Below are 22,385 nucleotides of genomic sequence, written 5' to 3'. Positions count from 1 at the left end.
CGCGCCGACAGGCGCAGGGATAGGAGGCATGGCCACGGGGCCCGATCCTGCGCAGCAGGATTGGGCGTCACTTTGTAGCGGTCACAGCACCTGTGCTGTAACCGCTACAAAGTGGCAAACGCTGCCGCCGATCACGAACAGATGCCAGATCGCGTGCGAGTACGGAATCGATTCGCGATGGTAGAAATACGTGCCCAGCGTGTACGACAACCCGCCGGCGAACAGCCAACCCAGCGTCCAGCCGTCGATTGATGACCACATCGGCTTGATCGCCACGATCACCATCCAGCCCATCGCGATGTAGATCAGGGTCGAGAGCAGCTTGAAGCGGCCTGTGTAGAACAGCTTGAACACCACTCCGAACAGGGCCAGCGCCCAGATCGCGGTGAACAGGCCCCAGCCCCACGGACCGCGCAGGCCGATCAGGGTGAACGGGGTGTAGGTGCCGGCGATCAGCAGGTAGATCGCGCAGTGGTCGAACACCTTCAGCCGGCCCTTGGCGACCGGGTGCTGGATGGCGTGGTACAGCGTGGAGGCCGTATAGAGCAGCAGCAGCGCCACCCCGAACACGATGGCGCTGGCCAGCTGCCAGGCGTCGCCATAGATGGCGGCCAGGGTGATCAGGACCGCGCTGCCGGCCAGCGCGGCAACGGCGCCGAGCCCGTGGGTCAGGGCGCTGGCGATTTCTTCACGTACGGAAGCAACAGAGGTCATGGCGATGATCGTGGCGCGGGGTGGGGGAGCCCGCTCCCCCCTATCATCGCCGCGATGGCGCGCGCGTGCACGCGCCACCGCCGGTACACCCGGTCAGCCGACCGAAATGCTGTGCGCCGCCTCGCGGGTGGCGGCGAAGCGGACGTCCGGCGCGCGCTCCTGGGCCAGCTGCAGGTTGACCCGGGTCGGGGCCAGGTAGACCAGGTGGCCGGCGGCGTCGATGCTGAGGTTGTTCGCGTTCTTCTCGCGGAACTCTTCCAGCTTCTTCTCGTTGCTGCAGGTCACCCAGCGCGCCGTGGTCACGCTGACCGGCTCGAACACCGCTTCCACGCCGTACTCGTCCTTGAGCCGGTACGCTGCCACGTCGAACTGCAGCACGCCGACCGCGCCCAGGATCAGGTCGTTGCTCATCAGCGGGCGGAAGAACTGGGTGGCGCCTTCCTCGGACAGCTGGGCCAGGCCCTTCTGCAGCTGCTTGAGCTTGAGCGGGTCGCGCAGGCGCGCCCGGCGGAACAGTTCCGGGGCGAAGTTCGGAATGCCGGTGAAGCTCACCGCTTCGCCTTCGGTGAAGGTGTCGCCGATGGAGATGGTGCCGTGGTTGTGGATGCCGATCACATCGCCCGGCCACGCTTCGGCCGCGATCTCGCGGTCGCTGGCCATGAAGGTCAGCGCATTGGCCAGCTTCATGTCCTTCCCGCTGCGCACGTGGAAGGTCTTCATGCCGGCGGTGAAACGGCCCGAGCAGACCCGCATGAAGGCCACGCGGTCGCGGTGCTGCGGGTCCATGTTGGCCTGGATCTTGAACACGAAGCCGGTCAGCTTGTTTTCCTGCGGCGCAATCACCCGCCCGGTGGTTTCGCGCGGCTGCGGCGGCGGCGCGTGCTCGACGAAGAAGTCCAGCAGCGGCTGTACGCCGAAGTTGTTCACGCCCGAGCCGAAGAACACCGGGGTCTGCTTGCCGGCCCGGTAGGCCTCCAGGTCGAACGGATGGCTGGCGCCCTGCACCAGTTCCAGTTCGTCGCGCAGGTCGGCCAGCATGCGCTCGCCGATCTTCTCGGCCAGCCCCGGCGAGTCGATCGACGGGAAGATGGTCGAGTCCTGGCGGGTGAAGTTGCGGCCCTGTTCGTACAGGTGCACCTCACCGGAGATCAGGTGCACCACGCCCTTCAGGCGCTGGCCCATGCCGATCGGCCAGGTCACCGGCGCGCACTGGATGCCGAGCACGCTCTCCACCTCGTCGAGCAGGTCGATCGGCTCCTTGCCTTCGCGGTCGAGCTTGTTGATGAAGGTCATGATCGGGGTGTCGCGCAGGCGGCACACTTCCATCAGCTTGATGGTGCGCTCTTCCACGCCCTTGGCCACGTCGATCACCATCAGCGCCGAGTCCACCGCGGTCAGCACGCGGTAGGTGTCCTCGCCGAAGTCGGCGTGGCCGGGGGTGTCGAGCAGGTTGACGATCTTGCCTTCGTACGGGAACTGCATCACCGACGAGGTGACCGAGATGCCGCGTTCCTTTTCCAGCGCCATCCAGTCGGAGGTGGCGTGGCGGGCGGCCTTGCGGCCCTTCACCGAGCCGGCCATCTGGATCGCACCGCCGAACAGCAGCAGCTTTTCGGTCAGCGTGGTCTTGCCGGCGTCAGGGTGGGAGATGATGGCAAAAGTGCGGCGGCGCGCAGCTTCGGTGGCGACTTCGGACATGGCGGCACGCGCCCGCCCGGGGCGCTATTCATAGAGACAAGCCCATCAGTATACCGGGCTGTACGCCTCGGCGGGTCAGGGCGTGGCCGCCTGGTCGGCATCGCCCTGTTCACGGGCGAAGTGCAACTCGCCCTGTGGGGCCACGATCCGGGCCGGGATCGAGCGCAGCTGCATGCCGACATTGGCCTGGACCACGAAATGCAGGTGCGGGGCGGTACTGAAGCCGGTGTTGCCGGACACGCCGATGCGCTGGCCGGCCTCCACTCGCTGGCCGCTGCGCACCAGCACCCCGTTCTCACGCAGGTGCGCATACACCGCCATGCTGCCGTCTTCGTGCAGGATCCGGATGAAGTTGGCGCGCTCACGGTCGCGCAGCGGGTCCTGGCCGTTTGCGCTGAAATTGCCCTGGACCTGCATCACCTTGCCGGCGCGGGCGGCCAGCACCGGCGTGCCTTCGGGCAGGGCGAAGTCCACCGCGTCGCGGTTCTCGGCGTCGCCATGGCTGAAACGGCCCTGCGGCGCCTGGGTCACCTGGAAGCGCCTGGCATCGAACGGCAGGCGGTAGGCCACGTCCTGCGGCCGTGCGGACGGGTCGCCGGGCACGGCGTCGAGCAGCAGGTCCAGGCGCTGGGCATCCGCTGGCAGCTGCAGCCGGGCCACCACCATGTTGGCCGAGCTTGGCAGCACGGTCTGCAGGGGCAGGCCGGGCAGCGCGGGGGCACCGGCGCCGGGGCGCAGGGCCACCTGGATCGGGCCGGCCAGGTGGTTCTCGACCCGGGCCTGCCACTGCGGGGCGCCGCCCTCCAGCGTCAGGGAAGCCAACGGCCCGCCCACTGTTCCCTGCGCCGTCGCATCGGCCGTGGGCACCAGGCCCCAGCCCTTGCGCCAGCTGGCGGCCGGGTCCGCGCCGGCTGCAGCGGTCAGCAGTGGGCACAGCAGCAGCGGCAGCAGCAGGATCCGGCGCATCGTCGATCTTCACGGAAAGGTCGGCGGACTCTACATGAGGAAATGAAATATCGCTTCATGCGGATGAAAGGATTGACATCGGCCGAAAGCGCTGGCATCGTGGCTCCACCATCGAGACCGGCAGAGGGACAGGCCCTTTGAAGCCGGGGCAGCCCGCAGGCGCGCAAGCGACCTGCGTAGGTGCCAAATCCTGCGGGGACCGTGGCGTCCACCGAAAGATGGTTCGAACCGTGCACGCACCGTGCGCTTCGAACGCGAGCTCCGCGAAAGCTCGATGGCCGTTTTCCTCCTCGGGATACCGCCATGAGTTTCGCCACCGCCGCTGTTGCCTCCGAATCCTTCGCCCCCCTGAGCGTTCCGGTCGATGCCGGGCGCAGCGCCGTGCGCGGCGAGATCGCCGCGGTGCTGTCGATGCGCCACGGCGGTGCGCGACCGGTGCGCCTGCGCTATGAACTGGTGGGCCGGGCCGGGGCACCGGTGGTGGTGCTGGCCGGTGGCATCTCTGCGCATCGCCACGTCGCCGCCAACGCCGAGTTCCCCGAGAAGGGCTGGGCCGAGGGCCTGGTCGCGGCGGGCCGCACGCTGGATCCGGCCGTGCGCCAGGTGCTGGCCTTCGACTTCATCGGCGCCGACGGCGCGCTCGACCTGCCGATCGACACCGCCGACCAGGCCGACGCGTTGGCGCTGTTGCTGGATCACCTTGGCATCGCGCAGCTGCAGAGCTTCGTCGGCTACTCGTATGGCGCGCTGGTCGGGCAGCAGTTCGCGGTGCGCCATCCGCAGCGGCTGGCGCGGCTGGTCGCAGTCAGCGGCGCGCACCGCCCGCACCCGTATGCCGCAGCCTGGCGCGCGCTGCAGCGTCGCGCGGTTGCCCTGGGGCAACTGCAGTGCGCCGAGCACCATGGCCTGGCGCTGGCACGGCAGTTCGCCATGCTCAGCTACCGCACCCCGGAAGAGTTCGGTGAGCGCTTCGATGCGCCGCCGGAAGTGGTCAATGGCCGGGTGCGCGTGGCGGCCGAAGATTACCTGGACGCTGCCGGTGCGCAGTACGTCGCGCGCACGCCGGTGGAAGCCTACCTGCGCCTGTCCGAATCGATCGACCTGCACCGTGTCGACCCTGCCGCGATCGGCGTGCCGACGGTGGTGGTCGCCGTGGAAGGCGACCGCCTGGTGCCGCTGGCCGACCTGGTCGGCCTGGTCGAAGGGCTGGGCCCGCGCGGCAGCCTGCGCGTCCTGCGCTCGCCGTATGGCCACGACGCCTTCCTCAAAGAAACCGATCGCATCGACGCGATCCTCGCCACTGCATTTCGTACCCCGGGAGAAAACGCATGAGCCTGTCCGCCGGTTCCGAACCGTCCTGTAGCCGTGTCACCGCCGCCGTGCGCGCCGGGATCGATCGCGATACCGCGCACGGGGCGGTGATCCCGCCGATCGTGCTGTCGTCGAACTTCAGCTTCGACGGCTTCGGCAACAAGCGCCAGTACGACTACACGCGCAGTGGCAACCCCACCCGCGACCTGCTCGGCGAAGCGCTGGCCGAACTGGAAGGGGGCGCCGGCGGCGTCATCACCTCCACCGGCATGGGCGCGATCAACCTGGTGCTCAATGCGCTGCTGCAGCCGGGCGACACCCTGGTGGTGCCGCACGATGCCTACGGCGGCAGCTGGCGCCTGTTCAACGCGCTGGCGAAGAAGGGCCACTTCAACCTGGTCACCGCCGACCTGACCGATCCGCGTTCGCTGGCCGAGGCGCTGGCGCAGTCGCCGACCCTGGTGCTGGTGGAAACCCCGTCCAACCCGCTGCTGCGCATCACCGACCTGCGCTTCGTGATCGACGCCGCGCACCGCGCAGGCGCCAAGGTGGTGGTCGACAACACCTTCCTTTCGCCGGCGCTGCAGCAGCCGATCGCCTTCGGCGCCGACGTGGTGCTGCACTCCACCACCAAGTACATCAACGGCCACAGCGACGTGGTCGGCGGTGCGGTGATCGCCCGCGACCCGGCGCTGCACGAACAGCTGGTGTGGTGGGCCAATGCGCTGGGCCTGACCGGTTCGCCGTTCGACGCCTTCCTGACCCTGCGCGGCCTGCGCACCCTGGGCGCGCGGTTGCGCGCACACCAGGAGAACACCGCCGACATCGTGCAGCTGCTCGCGGCCAGCGATGCGGTGGCGCAGGTGTACTACCCGGGTCTGGCCGACCACCCGGGGCATGCCATCGCCGCGCGCCAGCAGAGCGGGTTTGGCGCGATGCTGTCGTTCGAGCTGGCCTCGTGTCCGGGCGATGACCCGCACGCGGCGGTACGCGCCTTCGTCGATGGCCTGCGCTGCTTCACCCTGGCCGAGTCGCTGGGCGGCGTGGAAAGCCTGGTCGCGCACCCGGCCACCATGACCCATGCGGCGATGACCGCCGAGGCGCGCGCGCATGCCGGCATCAGCGAAGGACTGCTGCGCCTGTCGGTGGGCATCGAAGCGTCCGAAGACCTGGTGGCGGACCTGCAGGCCGGGCTGGAACGTGCCCAGGCGGTGATCGACCGCCAGGTGCAGCTGGCCGAACGCAAACGGGTGGATGCATGAGCGCGGTGCTGCCGTTCGCACGGCCGGCGGCGCGTCGGCTGGCGTTGCTGGGAACCGGGACCGTGGGGACCGCGTTCGTGCAGCGCTACCAGTCGCTGCAGTCGCGCGGCATCGACCTGCCGCAGTTCTCCTGGCTGGCCAACTCGCGCACCGCGCGCGCCTGCGGGCAGCAGCCGGCGCAGGCCCTGCAGCACGCCAACGACGCGGCACGCGACGTACCGGTGCTGCAGCCCTGGGCCGAAGCCGAAGGCCTGCAGCGCGGTGACGTGGTGGTCGATGCCACCGCCAGCGATGACGTGGCCAACTGGCACGAACAGTGGCTGGCGCGTGGCGTACATGTCGTCACCGCCAACAAGCTGGGGCAGGGCGCACAGCTGGCCCGCGCCCAGGCGATCACCGACAGCGGCCAGGACGGCGGCGCCCAGTACGGCGACAGCGCCACCGTGGGAGCCGGCCTGCCGCTGTTGAGCAGCCTGCGTGGGCTGGTCGCCGGCGGCGACCGCATCCATCGGGTCGAAGGCGTGTTGTCTGGTTCGCTGGCGTGGCTGTTCCACCACTACGATGGTGAGCGTCCGTTCTCGGCATGGGTCGCCGAAGCGGCTGCGGCGGGGTACACCGAGCCCGACCCGCGCGTGGACCTGTCCGGTGAAGACGTGCGCCGCAAGCTGCTGATCCTGGCCCGCGCCAGCGGCATCGCGCTGCGCGCCGAACAGGTGCAGGTCACCTCGCTGGTGCCTGTGGCACTGGCCGCGTTGCCGACGGCTGCTGCGATCGAGCAGCTGTCGCTGCTCGACGCGCCGTTACGCGCGCAATGGGAACAGGCGCGCGAGCAGGGGGGGTGCCTGCGTTTCATCGGCGGCTTCGATGCCGAAGGCGCAACGGTCGGCCTGCGCATCATCCCGCGCGACCACCCGCTGGCCGGCGGCGCCCAGACCGACAACCGCGTGGCCATCCACAGCGACCGTTACAACGCGCAACCGTTGTTGATCCAGGGGCCAGGTGCGGGCGCGGAGATCACCGCGGCCGCATTGCTGGACGACGTCCTGACCATCACCCGCGCCCGGTAGAGCCACGCCCTGCGTGGCTGCAGGGCCTGGAGCACCGGACATTGCGGAGCAGCCACGCAGGGCGTGGCTCTACCGCTGCAACGTCTTCAACAACGCCTCATTGAACCGCTTCGGATCCTGCACCTGCGGCGAATGCCCCAGGTCGTCGAAGGTCACCAGCGTCGCACCGGGAATCGCGGCCGCGGCGGCTCTTCCCAGCGCCGGGTAATTGCCCAGCGTCGCCTTCAATGCCGGCGGCGCCAGGTCGCGGCCGATCGCGGTTCGGTCCTTCTGCCCGATGAACAGCGTCGTCGGCACGCGCAGGTTCGGCAGCTCGTACACCACCGGCTGGTTGAACACCATGTCCGAGGTCAGCGCCTGGCTCCACGCCACCGCCTGCTTGCCGGTACCGGCGTACATGCCAGCCTGCATGCGCGCCCAATGCTCGTATTCCGGGGTCCAGTCGCCGCCGTAGTACACGTCCAGCTGATATTTCCTGATGCTGTCGAAGCTGGTCTTGAGCTCGTTGGCATACCAGGCATCCACGCTGCGCCACGGCACGCCCTTGGCCTTCCAGTCTTCCAGTCCGATCGGGTTGACCAGCGCCAGCGTGCGCAACTGCTGCGGATACATCAGTGCGAATCGCGCGGCCAGCATGCCGCCCATCGAATGGCCGACCAGGTTCACCTGCGAGCTGTCGAGTTTCAAATGGGCAAGCAACGCTTCGGTATTGGCCGCCAGCTGCCCGAACGAATACTGGTAGCGCTCCGGCTTGCTGGACTTGCAGAAGCCCACCTGGTCCGGCGCGATCACCCGGTAACCCGCGGCGCTGAGCGCCTTGATCGCGTCGCGCCAGGTACCGGCGCAGAAATTCTTGCCATGCAGCAGCACCACCGTGCCGGCCATCGCGGCGCCCGTGGGCGCCACGTCCAGGTAGGCCATTTCCAGCGGCTGGCGCTGCGACTCGAAGCTGAAGGTCTTGACCGGCCAGCCGTAGTCGAATTCCTGCAGGCGTTCGTCGTAGGTCTCGGCAGCGAACGAGGTCAGGGGCAGGCAGGCAAGCAGGGTGGCAGCCAGGATGCGCATGGCGGTCTCCAGTGGGGGAGACTGGAGCATAACCGCCCGCGCATTACATCAGCATTCGATGACGTTCACCGCAAGGCCGCCACGGCTGGTTTCCTTGTACTTGTCCTGCATGTCGCGGCCGGTGTCGCGCATGGTCTTGATGACCTTGTCCAGCGACACCTTGTGCTTGCCGTCGCCGCGCATCGCCATCCGCGACGCATTGATTGCCTTCACCGCGCCCATCGCATTGCGCTCGATGCACGGAATCTGCACCAGCCCGCCAATCGGGTCGCAGGTCAGGCCCAGGTTGTGTTCCATGCCGATCTCGGCCGCATTCTCGATCTGGCTCGGGTTGCCGCCCAACGCCGCGACCAGCCCGCCGGCCGCCATCGAGCAGGCCACGCCCACCTCGCCCTGGCAGCCCACTTCCGCGCCCGAGATCGACGCGTTTTCCTTGTACAGGATGCCGATCGCCGCCGACGTCAGCAGGAAATCGAACACGCGCTGTTCGTTCGCGCCCGGGCAGAACCGGTCGAAATAGTGCAGCACCGCCGGCAGCACCCCGGCCGCCCCATTGGTCGGCGCGGTCACCACGCGACCGCCCGCCGCGTTTTCTTCGTTCACCGCCAGCGCGTACAGGTTCACCCAGTCCAGCGTGGTCAGCGGGTCGCGCATCGCCGCTTCCGGCTTGGACGACAGCTCGCGGTACAGCGCCGGCGCGCGCCGCGACACGTGCAGCCCGCCCGGCAGCGTGCCTTCCTGGCGGATGCCACGGGTCACGCAGGCCTGCATGGCATTCCAGATCTCGCGCAGCTGCTCGCGGATCTCGTCCTCGCTGCGCCAGCACTTTTCATTCTCGAACATCAGCTGCGCGATGCTCAGCCCGCTGCGCGCCGTCTGCGCCAGCAGCTCGTCGCCGCTCTTGAACGGGTAGGGCAGCGGCGTTTCATCCGGCACGATGCGGTCGTCGGCGGCATCGTCCTGGTTGACCACAAAGCCACCGCCCACCGAGTAGTAATCACGCGTGGCGATCACCTGCTCCTGCGCATCGTACGCAGTGAAGCGCATGCCGTTGGTGTGGTACGGCAGCTTCTGGCGCTTGTTCAGGCCCAGGTCGCGCTTCTCGTCGAAGGCGATTTCATGGGTGCCCATCAGCCGGATCCGCTTGGTGCTGCGGATGCGTTCCAGCGTATCGGGAATGATGTCCGGATCGATCATGTTCGGGCGCTGGCCCTCCAGGCCCAGCAGCACCGCCTTGTCGGTACCGTGGCCGCGCCCGGTCAGGGCCAGCGAACCGTACACATCCGCACGGATGCGTACCACGTCCTGCAGGCAGCCCGGGTCCAGCAGCCAGCGGTGCACGAAGCGTTCGGCAGCCTTCATCGGCCCTACGGTGTGCGAGGAGCTCGGGCCAATGCCGATCTTGAAAACGTCGAACGTGCTGACAGCCATGATTGCCAAACTGCGGGTATCGGATGGAGCGCTATTCTATGCTGTCCCCGCCGCCCGGCCTGGCTGCGGCGCAGCATTTTCCGACGATCTGGAGCCGAATGTTCATTCTTTACCAGCGCGACGACTGCCACCTCTGCGACCAGGCCCTGGCCGTACTGGCCCAGGCCCGGGTCAGGGGGCTGGAGAGTGTGTTCATTGATGAAGATGCGGACCTTGAAGCCCGCTACGGAATCCGGGTCCCGGTCCTGCAGGACTCAGGGGGTCGTGAGCTGGACTGGCCATTCGATACGGTCCAGCTTGCAGAATGGTTGGCGCTCGGGCCGCATCACGACCAACCATCGGGGGCGGCCGGCGGGTAGCCCCCGGAGGGACGCTAGAAAACATGGATGTTTTCTAGCAGCCCCCATGGACGGGTTCACGGCGTGTCCCGGAGCGGGGCTGCCCGACGGCCGCCCCAGCACGTAGCAACTGAAACGCTGCTCTTAACGGGAACAATCACTTCGCCTGGAACTTGACCACCGTACTGATCGCAGTCTCGTTCGGAATGGTCTTGGTGTCTTTCCAATCGCCTTCGCCGACACCGAAGTCCAGCCGCTTCACAGTAGCCTTGCCAGTCAGCACCGGATTCGCGCCCGGCTTCCAGTCGAAGCTCAGGGTCACCGGCTTGCTCACCCCGCGCAGCTCCAGCGTGCCCTTGGCCTCGTACTTGCCCTCGGCAACCTTGGTGAAGCCCTTGGCGGTGTAGCGCGCGGTGGCGAACTTGGCCACGTTGAAGAATTCCGCCCCCTGCAGGGTCGAATCACGGTCGCTGTTGCCGCTCTTTGCCCCGGCCAGCGGAATGGTCACATCCAGCGAGCCCGCCGCCGGATTCGCCAGGTCGAAGCTCAGCCGGGTCGAAAAACCCGGGAAGCTGCCCGTAAAGGTCTCCCCGTCGTACTTGGTGGCGAACGCCAGGTGCGAACCGGCGCCCGGCGCCTGCACATAGTCGGCGGCCAGCACCGGCGCGGTGGCCATGAGGCCGGCCAGCGCAGCGGCTACGGCGGCGGGAGAGGTGAGCTTGATGGTCATCGTCAATCCTTCTGGGGGGAGGTGAGCCAGCCCTGCGGCAGCATGCGCGCCAGCGTGGCATCGCGTTGGAACAGATGGTGGTACAGCGCCGCGCCCGCGTGCGCGACCACGACCGCGATCAGCAGCCAGAAGCCCCACTCGTGGATCGCATGCGAAATGTCGGCCGCGCCCCGGCTCGGCGCCACCACCTTGGGCATCTCGACCAGCCCGAACCAGCGGAACGGACGCAGCCCGCTGGCCGAATCGTAGATCCAGCCCGACAGCGGCAGCGCGAACATCAGCACGTACAGCAGCCAATGCGTCGCCGACGCGATCCGCTCCTGCCAGCTTGGCGTGCCCGGCACCGGTTCCGGCGCACCGGCCACCAGGCGCCAGCCCAGGCGCAGCGCCACCAGCGCCAGCACTGTGATGCCCAGCGACTTGTGCGCCGTGTACACCCAGAAATATTTCGGCGTACGCGGCAGCTCGCCCATCGTCAGCCCGACGATGCCCAGCAGCAGGATCAACAGCGCGATCAGCCAATGCAGGCCCTGGCTGACATTGCCCCAGCGGTCAGGGGTGTTTCGAATGGTCATGGCGAGCGCGTCCCGGCTGGCGAAGGTGAAGTGTCGGAGTCGTCGGTCGGCGCCGGAGTTCCCGGCGCCTCGACGGACGGTGCGTCCTGCGGATCAGCGGCCGAACGATCGCGCACCGCTTCGGCTTCGATCCGCAGCTGTACCTCATCGCCGATCATCGACGGCCACGCATCCACGCCAAACGCACTGCGGCTGAGCGTGGTCGTCGCCGAGAAGCCCGCCGTGCGCCGGAACGGCGGCATCGGGTGGCGCTTGACCGCATTGAGCGTCACCTCCAGCGTGACCTCGCGGGTCACCCCATGCAGCGTCAGCTCGCCGATCACCCGGGCGTGGTCCGCGTCGACCGGCTCGACCCTGGTCGAGACGAAGCGCGCCTCAGGGTAACGCTCGGCGTCCAGCAGATTGCGCGCCAGCGTGGCCTGGTTCCACTTGTCGTCGCCGAGGTCGATGCGCTGCATCGGCACAGTGACCGACAACGTCGCGCTGCTCCAATCCTCCGGGTCGAAGGAAAGCGTCCCTTCGCTGCCAGACACCGTGCCCAGCGCGTTCGAAAACCCCGCATGCTCAACCGCGAACAGCACGCGGGTGTGCACCGGGTCGAGGCGATAGGTCGGCGGTGCCGCAACAGCCACCAATGGGGCCAGGCACAGCAACGGGGCGAGGGTCAGGCGACGGATCACGGCCGGCTCCATTCAGGGCTGGACCGATCATACGCGCTGCCCCGTGATGCCCGGCAGCTCCATGGCTGCAACAGATCGTGGCGCGCCCAGGCGCGCAGCACCGTCCGCTGTGTGACAATCGCCGCCTACAGGGAGAACTCGATGGCGTTGAGCGCGCGCGGTTGGCGGGCAGGCATCGTGCTGCTGGTACTGGCGGCATGCGCCGTGCCATCGGCGTTGTGGGCCGCAGGGACATCGGCAGAAACACCGCGCATGCGCCGCTTCGGTGCCGCCGAAGGCATGCCCTCGCGCATGGTGCTGGCGCTTGCCCAGGACCGCCAGGGCTACATCTGGGCGGCCACCGACGATGGCCTGGCACGGGTCGACGGGGTCGGTTTGCGAGTCTGGCGCAATGAACCGGATGACCCCGGCTCGCTGCCCAGCAATGAAATCGAAACGCTGCTCGTCGATCCGCTGGACCGGGTCTGGGTCGGCAGCAATGGCGGCGGCCTGAGCATGCTGGGCCCGGACCGCAAACACTTCGAACAGTTCCCCGACATCAGCGTCCTGTGCGAAGGGCAGTTCTGGTCGCTCGCCTATGCCGGCAAGGCACTGTGGATCGGCACCAACGCGCATGGCATCTGCCGCCGCGACGAAGACGGCAGCCTGGTGCGGTTCCGCGCCGACCCCGCCAATCCGGACAGCCTGCCCAGCGACACCATCTACAGCATGCTGTCCGATCCGCAGGGGCGGGTCTGGGTCGGCACCGGCAGCGGCGTAGCGCGCTGGGATGGCAAAGCGTTCACCCGCATCGCCCCGGACGTGCTGGGCGACAAGAGCGTGTTCCGCCTGACCCGCGACCGCGACGGCACCGTGTGGGCCGGCACCCAGGGCGGCCTGTTCCGGATCGGCAGCGACAACAGCGTGCGCCCGGCGCCGTGGACGCCCAGTGCCGACGTGCGCGCCGCCTCGGTCGTGCACGACCGCAACGGCGGCTACTGGCTGGGTACCGCCGACGGGCTGTACCGCGGCGACGAGCACAGCGTGCGCCTGCTTGCCGGCGATACCGGCAGCGGCTTCCTCACCGAGCGCAGCGGCGTGCTGGACATGCTGCAGGACCACGAAGGCGGGCTCTGGTTCGCCATGCTGACCCAGGGACTGGCTTACCTGCCGCCGGACTGGAAGCGCTTCTCCACCTGGTACCAGCTCGACGGCAAGCCGCTGGACAGCGCGTACCTGCTCAGTGCTGCCGCCGCCGGCAACGACTATTACATTGCAGGCGCGCACGGCGTGTACCAGCTCGACGCGGGCGGACAGCTGCGTCAGATCGCAACCGAAAAGCAGCTCGGCGTGGGCGCGGTGCGCGCGGTACTGCCGCGTGCGGACGGCGCCCTGTGGCTGGGCCGTGCCGGGCGGTTGGGGCTGTACCAGCCGCGCAGCGGCCAGCTGCGCGAATGGAAGATCGGCAGCGGCACCGACGTGCGCCAGCGCATCGAGCTGATCCGGCAGGCCCCGGATGGCGAGCTGTGGCTGTCGATCACCAACCTCGGCGTGCAGCGCCGCGCCAGCGACGGCACGCTGCTCGACGAGATCCGCGTCGATGCCGACCGCGGCCTGGTCGACGTGCCGGTGGAACAGATGCTGTTCGACCCGCGCGGCCAGCTCTGGCTCATGGGCGACCTGGGGGAAATGGGGCTACTGCGCTGGCAGGAGGATCGGTTCCAACGGGTTCCGGGCGTGGCCCCGGGAAACATCTACGACATGGTCTGGATCAGCCCGGAGGAAGCCTGGCTGGCGCGCAAGGGCGGCCTGGAGCGGTACCGCTGGGACGGCCTGGCCATGACCCTGCGCGAGCGCGTCGGCGCCGCGCAGGGCATGCCACCGGTGTCGATCGGCGGCCTGGCGATGGGCCGGGACGGCCAGGTCTGGGCGACCACGCCACGCGGCCCGGTCAGCTGGCACCCGCGCGAACGCCGGCTGCGCGTGTACGGCGAGCGCGATGGCCTGCCGGACATGGAATTCAGTGGGCGCCCGCCGGTGATGGGGGCCGACGGCCGCGTGCTGGCGGTGACCGCCACCGGGCTGGTCGCCTTCGACCCGAACGCACCGGACCTGGTGCTGCCCCCCTCGCAGCTGGTCATCGACAACATCCAGGTGCGCCGCGACGACGCAGAGGGTCAGCAGTCGCTGCCGGTCAACGCGGCGTTGCTGCTGGGACCCGACGACCGCGACCTGATCATCTCCGCGCGGCTGCTGTCCTATGCCAGCCCGATGGGCAACCGGTACCGCTACCGCGTGTCCGGTTATGACCAGAACTGGGTGATGCAGAACGCAGACGGCGAGCGCCTGCTGTCACGACTGCCCTCCGGCGAGTACGCCATCGACGTGCAGGCGGCCACGCCGCATGGCGACTGGACCCCGTCGCGCACCATCAGTGTGCGCGTGCAGCCGCCGTGGTGGCGCAGCAGCTGGGCGATCCTGGGCTACGTCATGCTGGGGCTGCTGCTGGTGGCCGCGGTGGCCGCTTTCGCCCGCGCGCGCCTGCGCCGGCGCCAGCAGTGGCAGCTGACCGTACACAAGCAGCAGATCGCCGAGCAGGCTTCGCAGGCCAAGAGCCGCTTCCTGGCCACGCTGGGCCACGAGGTCCGCACGCCCATGACCGGCGTGCTGGGCATGAGCGAGCTGCTGCTGGCCACGCCGCTGGACGAACTGCAGCGCGGGTATGCGGCCTCGATCCAGCATGCCGGTGCCCACCTGCTGCGACTGGTCAACGACGCGCTGGATCTGGCCCGCATCGAAGCCGGCCGGCTGGAGCTGGACATCCGGCCGTTCGACCTGGTTTCGATGCTGGCCCAGGTCGACGCGTTGATGGAGCCGATGGCGCACCACCGGGGGCTGGCCTACGAGCGCAGCTTCACCCTGCCGGGTCCGGTCCAGCTCAGTGGCGACGAGATGCGTGTCCGCCAGATCCTGATGAACCTGCTGGGCAACGCGATCAAGTTCACCGAACACGGCCATGTCGGGCTCGGCATCGAGCTGGTCGAACACGGCAATGGCGTCGTCTTCGAGGTCTCCGACACCGGCCCGGGCATCAACCGCGACCAGCAGGAGCGCCTGTTCCATCGTTTCGAACAGGCCGATGGTCCGCGGACGGCTTCGCGCTATGGCGGCAGCGGACTGGGCCTTGCGATCTGCCAGGAACTGGCGGTGGCGATGGGTGGCCGGATCGAGATCGACAGCCAGCCCGGACAGGGCGCGCGCTTCTCCGTGCACCTGCCGCTGCCCTGGTGCCAGCGCCCGGGCACGGGTTCGCCGGCGGTCCCCGATGGCAGCCCCGTGGTGCTGCCGCCGCTGCGGATCCTGCTGGTGGAAGACGACGCCACCGTGGCCGAGGTGATCGCCGGACTGCTGCGCGCGCGCGGCCACGCGGTCGTGCACGCGTTGCACGGCCTGGCCGCGTTGTCGGAAGTGGCCGCCGGTCGTTTCGACGTAGGCCTGCTCGATCTCGACCTGCCGGCGCTGGACGGCATCGCCATTGCCGGGCAGTTGCGGGCGATGGGCTACGCGCTGCCGTTGATCGCGGTGACCGCGCGCTCGGATGCGTATGCCGAACAACAGGTATTGGCGGCAGGCTTCGACGGCTTCCTGCGCAAGCCGGTGACCGGCGACCTGCTGGTCTCGGCGATCGCCCAGGCCTGCGCGAAACGTCGCGGAACGCCGGATGCGACGATCTCGCCATAGGCAACGCAATTTGAAAACGCGAAATCCATTCAAAACTTGATTCGCTCGAGTGTGACGCCGTTACAGGTCCAGCGCTGCGCGCGGCCTGTGAACGCTCTACCGTTGCAGCAATGAGAACGATCACGCTGCGCTGAACGGTGACGCTTCCGCGCGCAACCCTGCACGCCCGGGCTTTTGTGGTGCTGTTGGCCGGCCTGCTGGCCTGGCCGGTGGCAGGCAACCCGACCGTGGTGCAGATCCCGTCACCCCGCCTGCTGGGCATCCCCGACGGTCTTCACGATCCGCAGGTGCGGGCCATTGCAGAAGATGCCTCCGGGTACCTGTGGCTGGCCGGCAGCGACGGCCTGATGCGATTCGACGGACAGCGCTTCCGGCAGTGGCGGCGCGAAGAGGGCCTGCCCGACGTGGATCTGCGTGCGATCCATGTCGATGCGCGCGACCGGCTGTGGCTGGGCACCGCCAATCAGGGCCTGGTGATGATGGGCACTGATCGCAGCGGCTTACAGCGGATGTCGGCATCGGCCCCGATCGCGCTGCGCCAGGGCCATCTGCGGCAGGTCAGCAGCAGCGGCGATGGTCGGGTCTGGGCCATCGGCAACGACCAGCAGCTCTATGCGCTGTCGCCCCGCGACGGGCAATGGCAGCATTACCCGCTGCCCGGCGCGACGGTGACCGCGCTGGTGCGCGACAGTACCGGCACGCTGTGGGTGGCCCAGCCTTCGGCGCTGTGGCGCTGGCATGGCGCGCATTTCGTACGCGTCGCCCTGCCGGATTCCGCAGCCTTGCCCATCCAGTCATTGTGGGCCGATCCCCACGGCGGCATCGAAGTGACCTCCGCGCTGGGCAGTTGGCCGGTGGGAACGACCGCACGGCCAACCGGCGCTGCGCCGGGCGACCGCGGCGTGCTGCGCAGCGCCGATGGAACGCTCTGGCAGTACGGACGCAGCGGCCTGCAACGGCGCGAAGGCGGCCGCGTGCTGCCCGTGCCGCTGACGCTGCCTCCGGGCGCGGCGCCCGGTCCCGTGGTGATCCGGCAGGCACTGGAAGACCGAAGCGGCGATCTGTGGTGGGTCAGCGAGCGCCACGGTCTGTGGTGGCTGTCGGCACGGTGGCGGCAGTTCACTGCCTTGCCGGCGGTCGCCGACGGCGTACCGGGCATCGGCAGCCACTACGCGCTGGCGCTGGCAGCGTCGGGTCCGCACCATGCCTGGGTGGCCGGCAGCCGCGGGCGCCTGCAGCGGCTGGACCTGCGTACCGGGCACGGTCGCGATGTCGGCGGGTATCCCCATGCCGGAGTGACCGCACTGCCGGTCGGCCTTGATGAGGATGCGCGCGGCCGGGTCTGGCTGGCCAGCGCGGACCGTCTGCTGCGCTACGACCCGCAGCAGGGACAGCGTCGGATCTGGCCGCTCGGCCTGCACGCGCTGCAAGGGGCGCTGTCGTTGCAGGTCTGCGCGCAGGAGCAGGTCTGGCTGGCCCACCCGCAGGCGATCCAGCAGTGGTCGCCGGACGGTGAGCGGCTGCGCGACGTTGCGCCGCAGGCGGTGGGTCTGGCAAACGACCTGCCGCTGCGTCAGTTGCTGTGCACGCGCGACGGCGAACTGTGGGCCACCGATCCGGCCGGCGCGATGCGCTGGTCGGTCGCACGCGAACGCTTCGAACCGGTCCCCGGCGACGGCGGGGGCGCAGTCCTGGCGCTCGCGGAAGCCGACGATGGCACGCTCTGGATCAGCCGCGACGCCGCGCTGGAACAGTATCGCCGCGTGCATGGAAGGCTGCAGCATTTGCGCCGGGTCGGCCCTGTCGAAGGCTACCCGCAGCTGCGTGCCGAAGCGCTGGTGGTGGGCGGCAACGGCGTGGCGTGGGCCGGCGCGGCACGTGGACTGGTGCGAGTCGACCCGGGCTCTGGTGAGGTGACGGTGCTCGGCACCGCGCAGGGCCTGCCGGTGCAGGAAGTGCTGTCGCATCGCCTGCTGCGCGCCGGTGCGGGCGCGGTGGTGGCGGGCATGCGCGAAGGCGGGCTGCTGGCCTTCGACCCGCGCGCGCTGCGCACGCCGGTGTCGGCCCCGGTGCTGGTGTTCGACGCGATGAGTCGGCGTCGCCATGGCCGGATCCTCCAGGTGCCGGTGTCGATGCAGCCGGTGATCCTGGGCACTGCCGACCGCAACGTGCGCGTGGCGGTCCGCCTGCTGGGCCGCGGCGACCCCGACCGCATCCATTACCGCTTCCGCCTGCTCGGCCAGGACGCGGCGTGGGTCGACACCGGCCCGGTCGCTCAGCGCCTGTTCGCCCGTTTGCCGGCCGGCGACCATACCCTGCTGGTGCAGGCCCGCCATGCCGGCGGACCCTGGTCGAGCGTGCGCCAGTTGCCGTTGCGGGTGGTGCCGCGCTGGTGGGAAACGACCGTCGGGCGCAGCGTCGCCGGCGTGGCGATCTGCCTGGCGGCGATCGGGCTGTCGCGCCTGCATCAGCAGCGGCAACGGCGGCGCGCTCGCCGACGCCAGGCGCGCGCACGCGAGCAGCGCGCAGAACAGGACTCGCTCCAGCGCAGCCGGTTCCTGGCCGAGCTTGGCAGCCAGGTACGCGCGCCGCTCACGCCCGTGTTGGGGTGGAGCGAGCTGCTGCTGCAGTCGCCGTTGTCCCCCCTGCAGCGTGAGCAGGTCGGCAGCCTGCAACAGGCGGGACATCATCTGCTGCAGCTGATGGACGACGCATTGGACCTGGCCGGCATCGAGTCCGGCCGCCTGCAGCTGCAGCCTGCCCCGTTCGTGCTGGCCGAGCTGGTCCGCGAGTTGCACGCCCTGCTGCTGCCGGTAGCGCGGCGCAAGGCGTTGGCCCTGCACTGGAGCAGTGCGCTGGATCCAGATACCCGCTATCTCGGCGACGTACAACGTCTTCGCCAGATCCTGTTGAACCTGCTGGGCAATGCACTGAAGTTCACCGCGCATGGACAGGTGCGCCTGGCCGCGCGGACCGCGCCCGATGGCAGTGGGTTGCTGCTGTGCGTGTCCGATACCGGACCGGGCATGACCCCGGCGCAGCTGCAGCGGCTGTTCCAGCGCTTCAGCCAGGTGGACGCACCATGCCATGGCGGCAGTGGTCTGGGCCTGGCGATCAGCCGCGAACTGGCCCAGGCCATGGGCGGCAGCCTGGTGGTGGACAGCCAGCAGGGGCGGGGCACCCAGTTCCAGCTGCTGTTGCCCTGGCACCCGCTTCCGCCCGGTGCGACGGTGGTGGTCTGCCCCTGCGCGCCTGCTCCGGCGACGCCGTTGCGGATCATGCTGATGCTGTCGCCGGACGAGGTCGAGACCGTGGAGGTGGTCTGCGCGCTGCTGCGCGCGCAGGGCCACAAGGTCGTGGGCGTGCGCAACGTGGATGCCTGGGTGCACGACGTGGACCCAGGGCCGTGGGACCTGATCGTGGCCGATCCGGACCTGCTGGTCGAGGGCGGGCGCCTCAGTGCGCGCTTGCCGTGGCTGTGGCCGGGCGTGCGCCGGATGGCGTTGACCGCGCGCGCCGATGCCTGCGCCGAGCGCGATGCACGGGCCGGCGGTTTCGAGCTGTTCGCGCGGCTGCCGTTGACCGGTACGCGGCTGGCCGCAGCGCTGGAGGCGGCGTGATCGATACGACGCATTGGTGCATGCGTTGCGTGGCCGTGCTGCTGGCCTCCCTGCTGTGGGCCGGTGCCGCGCGCGCGGCACCGCCCAATGCGTTGCGCTTCACCACGGCCGACGGGCTGCCGTCCAACGCGGTGCACCAGGTGGTGGAAGACCGCGTGGGGTATCTGTGGTTTGCGACCGACGATGGCCTGGCCCGCTTCGACGGTGAGCGCTTCCGGATCTGGCGCATGGAGCAGGGCCTGTCGGACAACCACGTGCTGTCGATCGCGGTCGACAGCGCCGACCGGCTGTGGATCGGCACGGCCCACGGACAGCTGATGCGGATGTCGGCCGACCGCAGCCACATCGTCCATTTCGACCGTACGCGTTACCCGGCGCTGGCCAACGCCGCGATCGGCGTGCTGCTGCCCACGCCCGAGGGTGCGGTGTGGTTCGGCAGCCGCGACGCCGGCCTGTTCCGTATGGGGCCGGACCAGCGATTGCGCCAGTTCCTGCCCGCGGCGCGTGGCGATGGTCTTCCCGACCGGCGCGTGGACCACCTGGCACTGACCGCCGATGGCACGCTCTGGGTCGGCACGCCGCGCGGCCTGGTGCGCTGGCGGGAGGGTCGCTTCATTCCCTCGCCTGCGGTGTTGGCGGACGCGCCGGTCAGTGCGTTGCTGGTGGATGCCGAAGGCGACCTCTGGGTGGGCAGTGCGGCGGGGCCGTGGCGCTGGACCCGCGCGGGCCGGCTGGAACCGGTGGATGCCAGTACCGGCACCCGTGCGCTGGGCCTGTCCCGTCGCGGTGGGCCGTGGCTGGGCGACGACGCGCAGGTGTGGCGGCCCGGCGCGGAACCGTTGCCGGAGATCGCCGTGGCGCCGCTGGGCAGCCCGGACCGGCCGCAGTTCCGCACTGCGCTGGAGGACCGCCATGGCAGCGTCTGGTTGCTGGGCAGGCACCTGGGCGTCTGGCGCCTGCCGCCCCACTGGCAGTACTTCCAGCCGATCGACCCGGTGCCCGCAGGGGCGCCTTCTGCGAGCGGCGTGCTGTTGGACCCGCACCTGCCACCGGTGCAGCTGGCCTGCGCGGACGGCAGTCGTTGGCGGCTGGATGCCACCGCCATCGAACGACACCCGCCCGGTGGCGCCGCCGCGCAACGCTGGCGCTGGAATGCAGTGGAGACGCCGCCGCCGGTGGGCCCCCTGGCGTTGCACTGCGACGGCGGCGCGGGCTTGTGGTGGGGCGGACGACATGGCCTGGCCCGCTGGCAGGCAGGGCGCCTGCATCCGGTACCCGGCGTGGACGTGGAGGTCACCGCCCTGCACGCCGTCGACGCGGCGACGCTGTGGGTGGCCAGCCCCGAGCGGGTGGGCCGCTACCAGATCCAGGACGGCGTGGCCCGACCCGGCCTGCAGGTGGATGCCCGCCAGGGGTTGCCAGCGGTGCGCCTGGTGTCGCTGGCCGCCGACGCGCACGGCGCGGTGTGGGCCAGCAGCGCGCGCGGCCTGCTGCGGCTGCGCCCGCGCGAAGGCCTCGTGCGGATGTACACGCGCAGCGAGGGCGTGCCCGATGCGGTGATCAACGCGCAATTGCAGGCCGAAGGCACGCAGATGCTGGCGGTGGACCGCCACGGGCGGGCGACCCGCTTCGACCCGATGGGCCTGGCGGCGCGCCGGAGCGAACCGGCGCTGGTGGTCGAGCGGGTGCAGCTGTATCGGGACGGTGCACTGCAGACGTTGCCGGCGGCCGCGGTGATCCCGCTGCGTCCGGACGACCGCGACCTGCAGGTGAGCGTGCGCCTGCTGGGGGCCCCGGTGCAGGCGCGCCGGCAGTACCGGTTCCGGGTGTGCGGACTGGATCGCGAATGGATCCGGGTGGGCCGCAGCGGCACCCGTGGCTTTGCGAAGTTGCCACCGGGCGAGCATCGCCTGGAGTTCCAGGCGCGGCTGGCCGATGGCAGCTGGTCGTCAACCCAGGCGCTACTGCTGCAGGTCGAACGCAGCGGCTGGTACCACCCGGTGCTGGAAGGGGCACGGGTGGGCGCCGGCGTGCTGCTGGTCGGCGGCGGCGCCTGGGCGGCGCTGCGCCGGGTCGCGCGTGGCCGGCGCGCGGATGCGTCCAGCCAGCGCCTGAGCCTGACCCTGCGTTCGGCGCAGGCCAAGGCGCACTACCTGGCCACGCTCGGGCATGAGGTCCGCACTCCGCTGACCGGGGTGCTGGGCATGAGCGAGCTGCTGCTGGCCTCGCCGCTGCATGCCGCGCAGCGGCGTTCGCTGGAGCAGATCCGGGCCGGTGGCCAGGCCCTGCTGGCACGGGTCGACACGGCGCTGGACGAAGCCCGCCTGGAGGCCGGCTGCGCGCCGCTGCAACCGATCGATTTCGACGTGGTGGCCGTGCACCGTCAGTGGCTGGCGCGGCAGGTGCTGGCCTCCTGCCGCCGTGGCACGGCATTGGCGCTGTGCCTGCACGTGGAGGAAGGCGCGCGCGCGCACGGTGATCCGCAGCGGCTGGCCCAGCTGCTGGAAAGCGTGGGGCGCACCCTCGGCCGGCGGACCGGGGCAGGGCGGGTGGTGCTGCAGGTGGCATGGCGACCGGGACGCGACGGCCTGCTGCTGGCATTCGATGCCGCCGGCCACGTGGCGCCGCGTGGCAGGCGCGCCGCGGTCATGCCGACACCTTCGGCGGACACGCTGTGTGCCGCACTTGCCGCCGCCGAGCGGCTGGCCGGCGCGCTCGGCGGTGCGCTGCGCGTGCACGCGGCCGACGGCAGGCAGTGGCGCGTGCAGGTGAGCCTGCCGATGCCGGCCGTGGCCGTTCATGACGCGTGCGCCGGCGAAGCGGCTGCCCGCCGGGTGTTGCTGGTGGACGATGACCGCGCTGCTGCCGTCGCTGGCTGCGCGCTGCTGGGCGCGCAGGGCATGCAGGCCGTGCACGCCGCCAATGCGCTGGCGGCGCTGACCGAACTGACCGGCGGCGGATTCGACGCGGTGCTGGTCGACACCGACCTGCCTGGCCTGGATGGCGTGGACCTGCTGGGCCTGCTGCGCGCCAGGCACCCGGATACGCCGGTGCTGGCGATGTGCGCGCAGGCACGGCCCGGGCTCGCCGGCCGGGTCCTCGCGGCCGGCGGCGGCGACCTGCTGCGCAAACCGGTCAGCGCCACCACGTTGCGCCAGGCCCTGCGCCGGACAGAACCGTTTACCATCCCGTCTTGATCGGGCCGATT

16 protein-coding genes and 1 riboswitch are annotated in these 22,385 nt (G+C 69.9%); of the genes, 7 read left to right on the top strand and 9 right to left on the bottom strand.

The features are described from left to right. Nucleotides 1-81: 81 nt before the first annotated feature. From trhA to HGB51_RS06090, 3 genes are all read right to left on the bottom strand, one after another. Nucleotides 82-714 (bottom strand): PAQR family membrane homeostasis protein TrhA, encoded by a 633-nt coding sequence (trhA, locus tag HGB51_RS06100; protein WP_070209207.1) that lies wholly within the window; start codon nt 712-714, stop codon nt 82-84. Nucleotides 715-807: 93 nt separating this feature from the next. Beyond that, nucleotides 808-2,412: a peptide chain release factor 3 gene (locus tag HGB51_RS06095; protein WP_070209206.1), complete on the bottom strand. Its 1,605-nt coding sequence runs from the start codon at nt 2,410-2,412 to the stop codon at nt 808-810. Between the two features lie 75 nt (nt 2,413-2,487). Then, nucleotides 2,488-3,378, bottom strand: a complete 891-nt coding sequence (locus tag HGB51_RS06090) for a M23 family metallopeptidase (protein ID WP_070209205.1) — start codon at nt 3,376-3,378, stop codon at nt 2,488-2,490. A 105-nt stretch (nt 3,379-3,483) separates the two neighbouring features. Continuing rightward, a riboswitch (SAM riboswitch) is annotated at nt 3,484-3,603 on the top strand. A gap of 78 nt (nt 3,604-3,681) precedes the next feature. Between HGB51_RS06090 and metX the strand changes: the two genes are divergently transcribed. From metX to HGB51_RS06075, 3 genes are read left to right on the top strand one after another with little or no spacing between them, the layout of a single operon-like run. Next, the gene (gene metX / locus HGB51_RS06085; RefSeq protein WP_070209204.1) at nt 3,682-4,710 is read left to right on the top strand and encodes a homoserine O-succinyltransferase MetX; all 1,029 of its coding nucleotides are present in this window, start codon (nt 3,682-3,684) and stop codon (nt 4,708-4,710) included. After that, the gene (locus tag HGB51_RS06080) at nt 4,707-5,951 is read left to right on the top strand and encodes an O-succinylhomoserine (thiol)-lyase (RefSeq protein ID WP_070209203.1); all 1,245 of its coding nucleotides are present in this window, start codon (nt 4,707-4,709) and stop codon (nt 5,949-5,951) included. The genes metX and HGB51_RS06080 overlap by 4 nt, the downstream gene beginning before the upstream one ends. Continuing rightward, the gene (locus HGB51_RS06075) at nt 5,948-7,018 is read left to right on the top strand and encodes a homoserine dehydrogenase family protein (RefSeq protein WP_171966757.1); all 1,071 of its coding nucleotides are present in this window, start codon (nt 5,948-5,950) and stop codon (nt 7,016-7,018) included. The genes HGB51_RS06080 and HGB51_RS06075 overlap by 4 nt, the downstream gene beginning before the upstream one ends. 69 nt (nt 7,019-7,087) lie before the next feature. Here the strand turns inward: HGB51_RS06075 and HGB51_RS06070 are convergent, their stop codons facing one another. Together HGB51_RS06070 and HGB51_RS06065 are read right to left on the bottom strand one after the other, a co-directional pair. Next, nucleotides 7,088-8,083, bottom strand: coding sequence for an alpha/beta fold hydrolase (locus HGB51_RS06070; protein WP_070207136.1), 996 nt, complete (start codon nt 8,081-8,083; stop codon nt 7,088-7,090). Between the two features lie 48 nt (nt 8,084-8,131). After that, nucleotides 8,132-9,514 carry an L-serine ammonia-lyase gene (locus tag HGB51_RS06065; protein ID WP_070207135.1) on the bottom strand — a complete coding sequence of 461 codons (1,383 nt, stop codon included), beginning with the start codon at nt 9,512-9,514 and terminating at the stop codon, nt 8,132-8,134. Between the two features lie 98 nt (nt 9,515-9,612). On the opposite strand from HGB51_RS06065, the gene HGB51_RS06060 reads away from it, so the two are divergent. After that, nucleotides 9,613-9,873, top strand: a complete 261-nt coding sequence (locus HGB51_RS06060) for a glutaredoxin family protein (RefSeq protein ID WP_070207144.1) — start codon at nt 9,613-9,615, stop codon at nt 9,871-9,873. Nucleotides 9,874-10,009: 136 nt separating this feature from the next. On the opposite strand, the gene HGB51_RS06055 is transcribed toward HGB51_RS06060, so the two are convergent. The 4 genes from HGB51_RS06055 to HGB51_RS20380 all read right to left on the bottom strand — a co-directional run bounded on the left by HGB51_RS06055 (nt 10,010) and on the right by HGB51_RS20380 (nt 12,091). After that, a complete protein-coding gene (locus tag HGB51_RS06055; RefSeq protein WP_070207134.1) occupies nt 10,010-10,582 on the bottom strand; it encodes a YceI family protein in 573 nt (190 codons plus the stop codon). A gap of 2 nt (nt 10,583-10,584) precedes the next feature. Continuing rightward, nucleotides 10,585-11,157, bottom strand: a complete 573-nt coding sequence (locus HGB51_RS06050; RefSeq protein ID WP_070207133.1) for a cytochrome b — start codon at nt 11,155-11,157, stop codon at nt 10,585-10,587. Beyond that, nucleotides 11,154-11,849, bottom strand: coding sequence for a YceI family protein (locus tag HGB51_RS06045; protein WP_070207132.1), 696 nt, complete (start codon nt 11,847-11,849; stop codon nt 11,154-11,156). Before HGB51_RS06045 ends, HGB51_RS06050 begins: the two co-directional genes overlap by 4 nt. 113 nt (nt 11,850-11,962) lie before the next feature. After that, the gene (locus HGB51_RS20380) at nt 11,963-12,091 is read right to left on the bottom strand and encodes a hypothetical protein (protein WP_256123593.1); all 129 of its coding nucleotides are present in this window, start codon (nt 12,089-12,091) and stop codon (nt 11,963-11,965) included. On the opposite strand from HGB51_RS20380, the gene HGB51_RS06040 reads away from it, so the two are divergent. From HGB51_RS06040 to HGB51_RS06030, 3 genes are all read left to right on the top strand, one after another. Continuing rightward, nucleotides 12,090-15,557 carry a hybrid sensor histidine kinase/response regulator gene (locus HGB51_RS06040; RefSeq protein ID WP_425505359.1) on the top strand — a complete coding sequence of 1,156 codons (3,468 nt, stop codon included), beginning with the start codon at nt 12,090-12,092 and terminating at the stop codon, nt 15,555-15,557. The two genes, HGB51_RS20380 and HGB51_RS06040, sit on opposite strands and share 2 nt — an antisense overlap. 137 nt (nt 15,558-15,694) lie before the next feature. Beyond that, nucleotides 15,695-19,177 (top strand): ATP-binding protein, encoded by a 3,483-nt coding sequence (locus tag HGB51_RS20455; RefSeq protein ID WP_141739077.1) that lies wholly within the window; start codon nt 15,695-15,697, stop codon nt 19,175-19,177. Next, nucleotides 19,174-22,374 (top strand): hybrid sensor histidine kinase/response regulator, encoded by a 3,201-nt coding sequence (locus HGB51_RS06030; protein ID WP_141739076.1) that lies wholly within the window; start codon nt 19,174-19,176, stop codon nt 22,372-22,374. Before HGB51_RS20455 ends, HGB51_RS06030 begins: the two co-directional genes overlap by 4 nt. Nucleotides 22,375-22,385: the final 11 nt, after the last annotated feature.

This window comes from Stenotrophomonas bentonitica, assembly GCF_013185915.1.
GTDB classification, from domain to species: domain Bacteria; phylum Pseudomonadota; class Gammaproteobacteria; order Xanthomonadales; family Xanthomonadaceae; genus Stenotrophomonas; species Stenotrophomonas bentonitica.
This window is presented reverse-complemented; position numbering and strand designations above follow the sequence as displayed.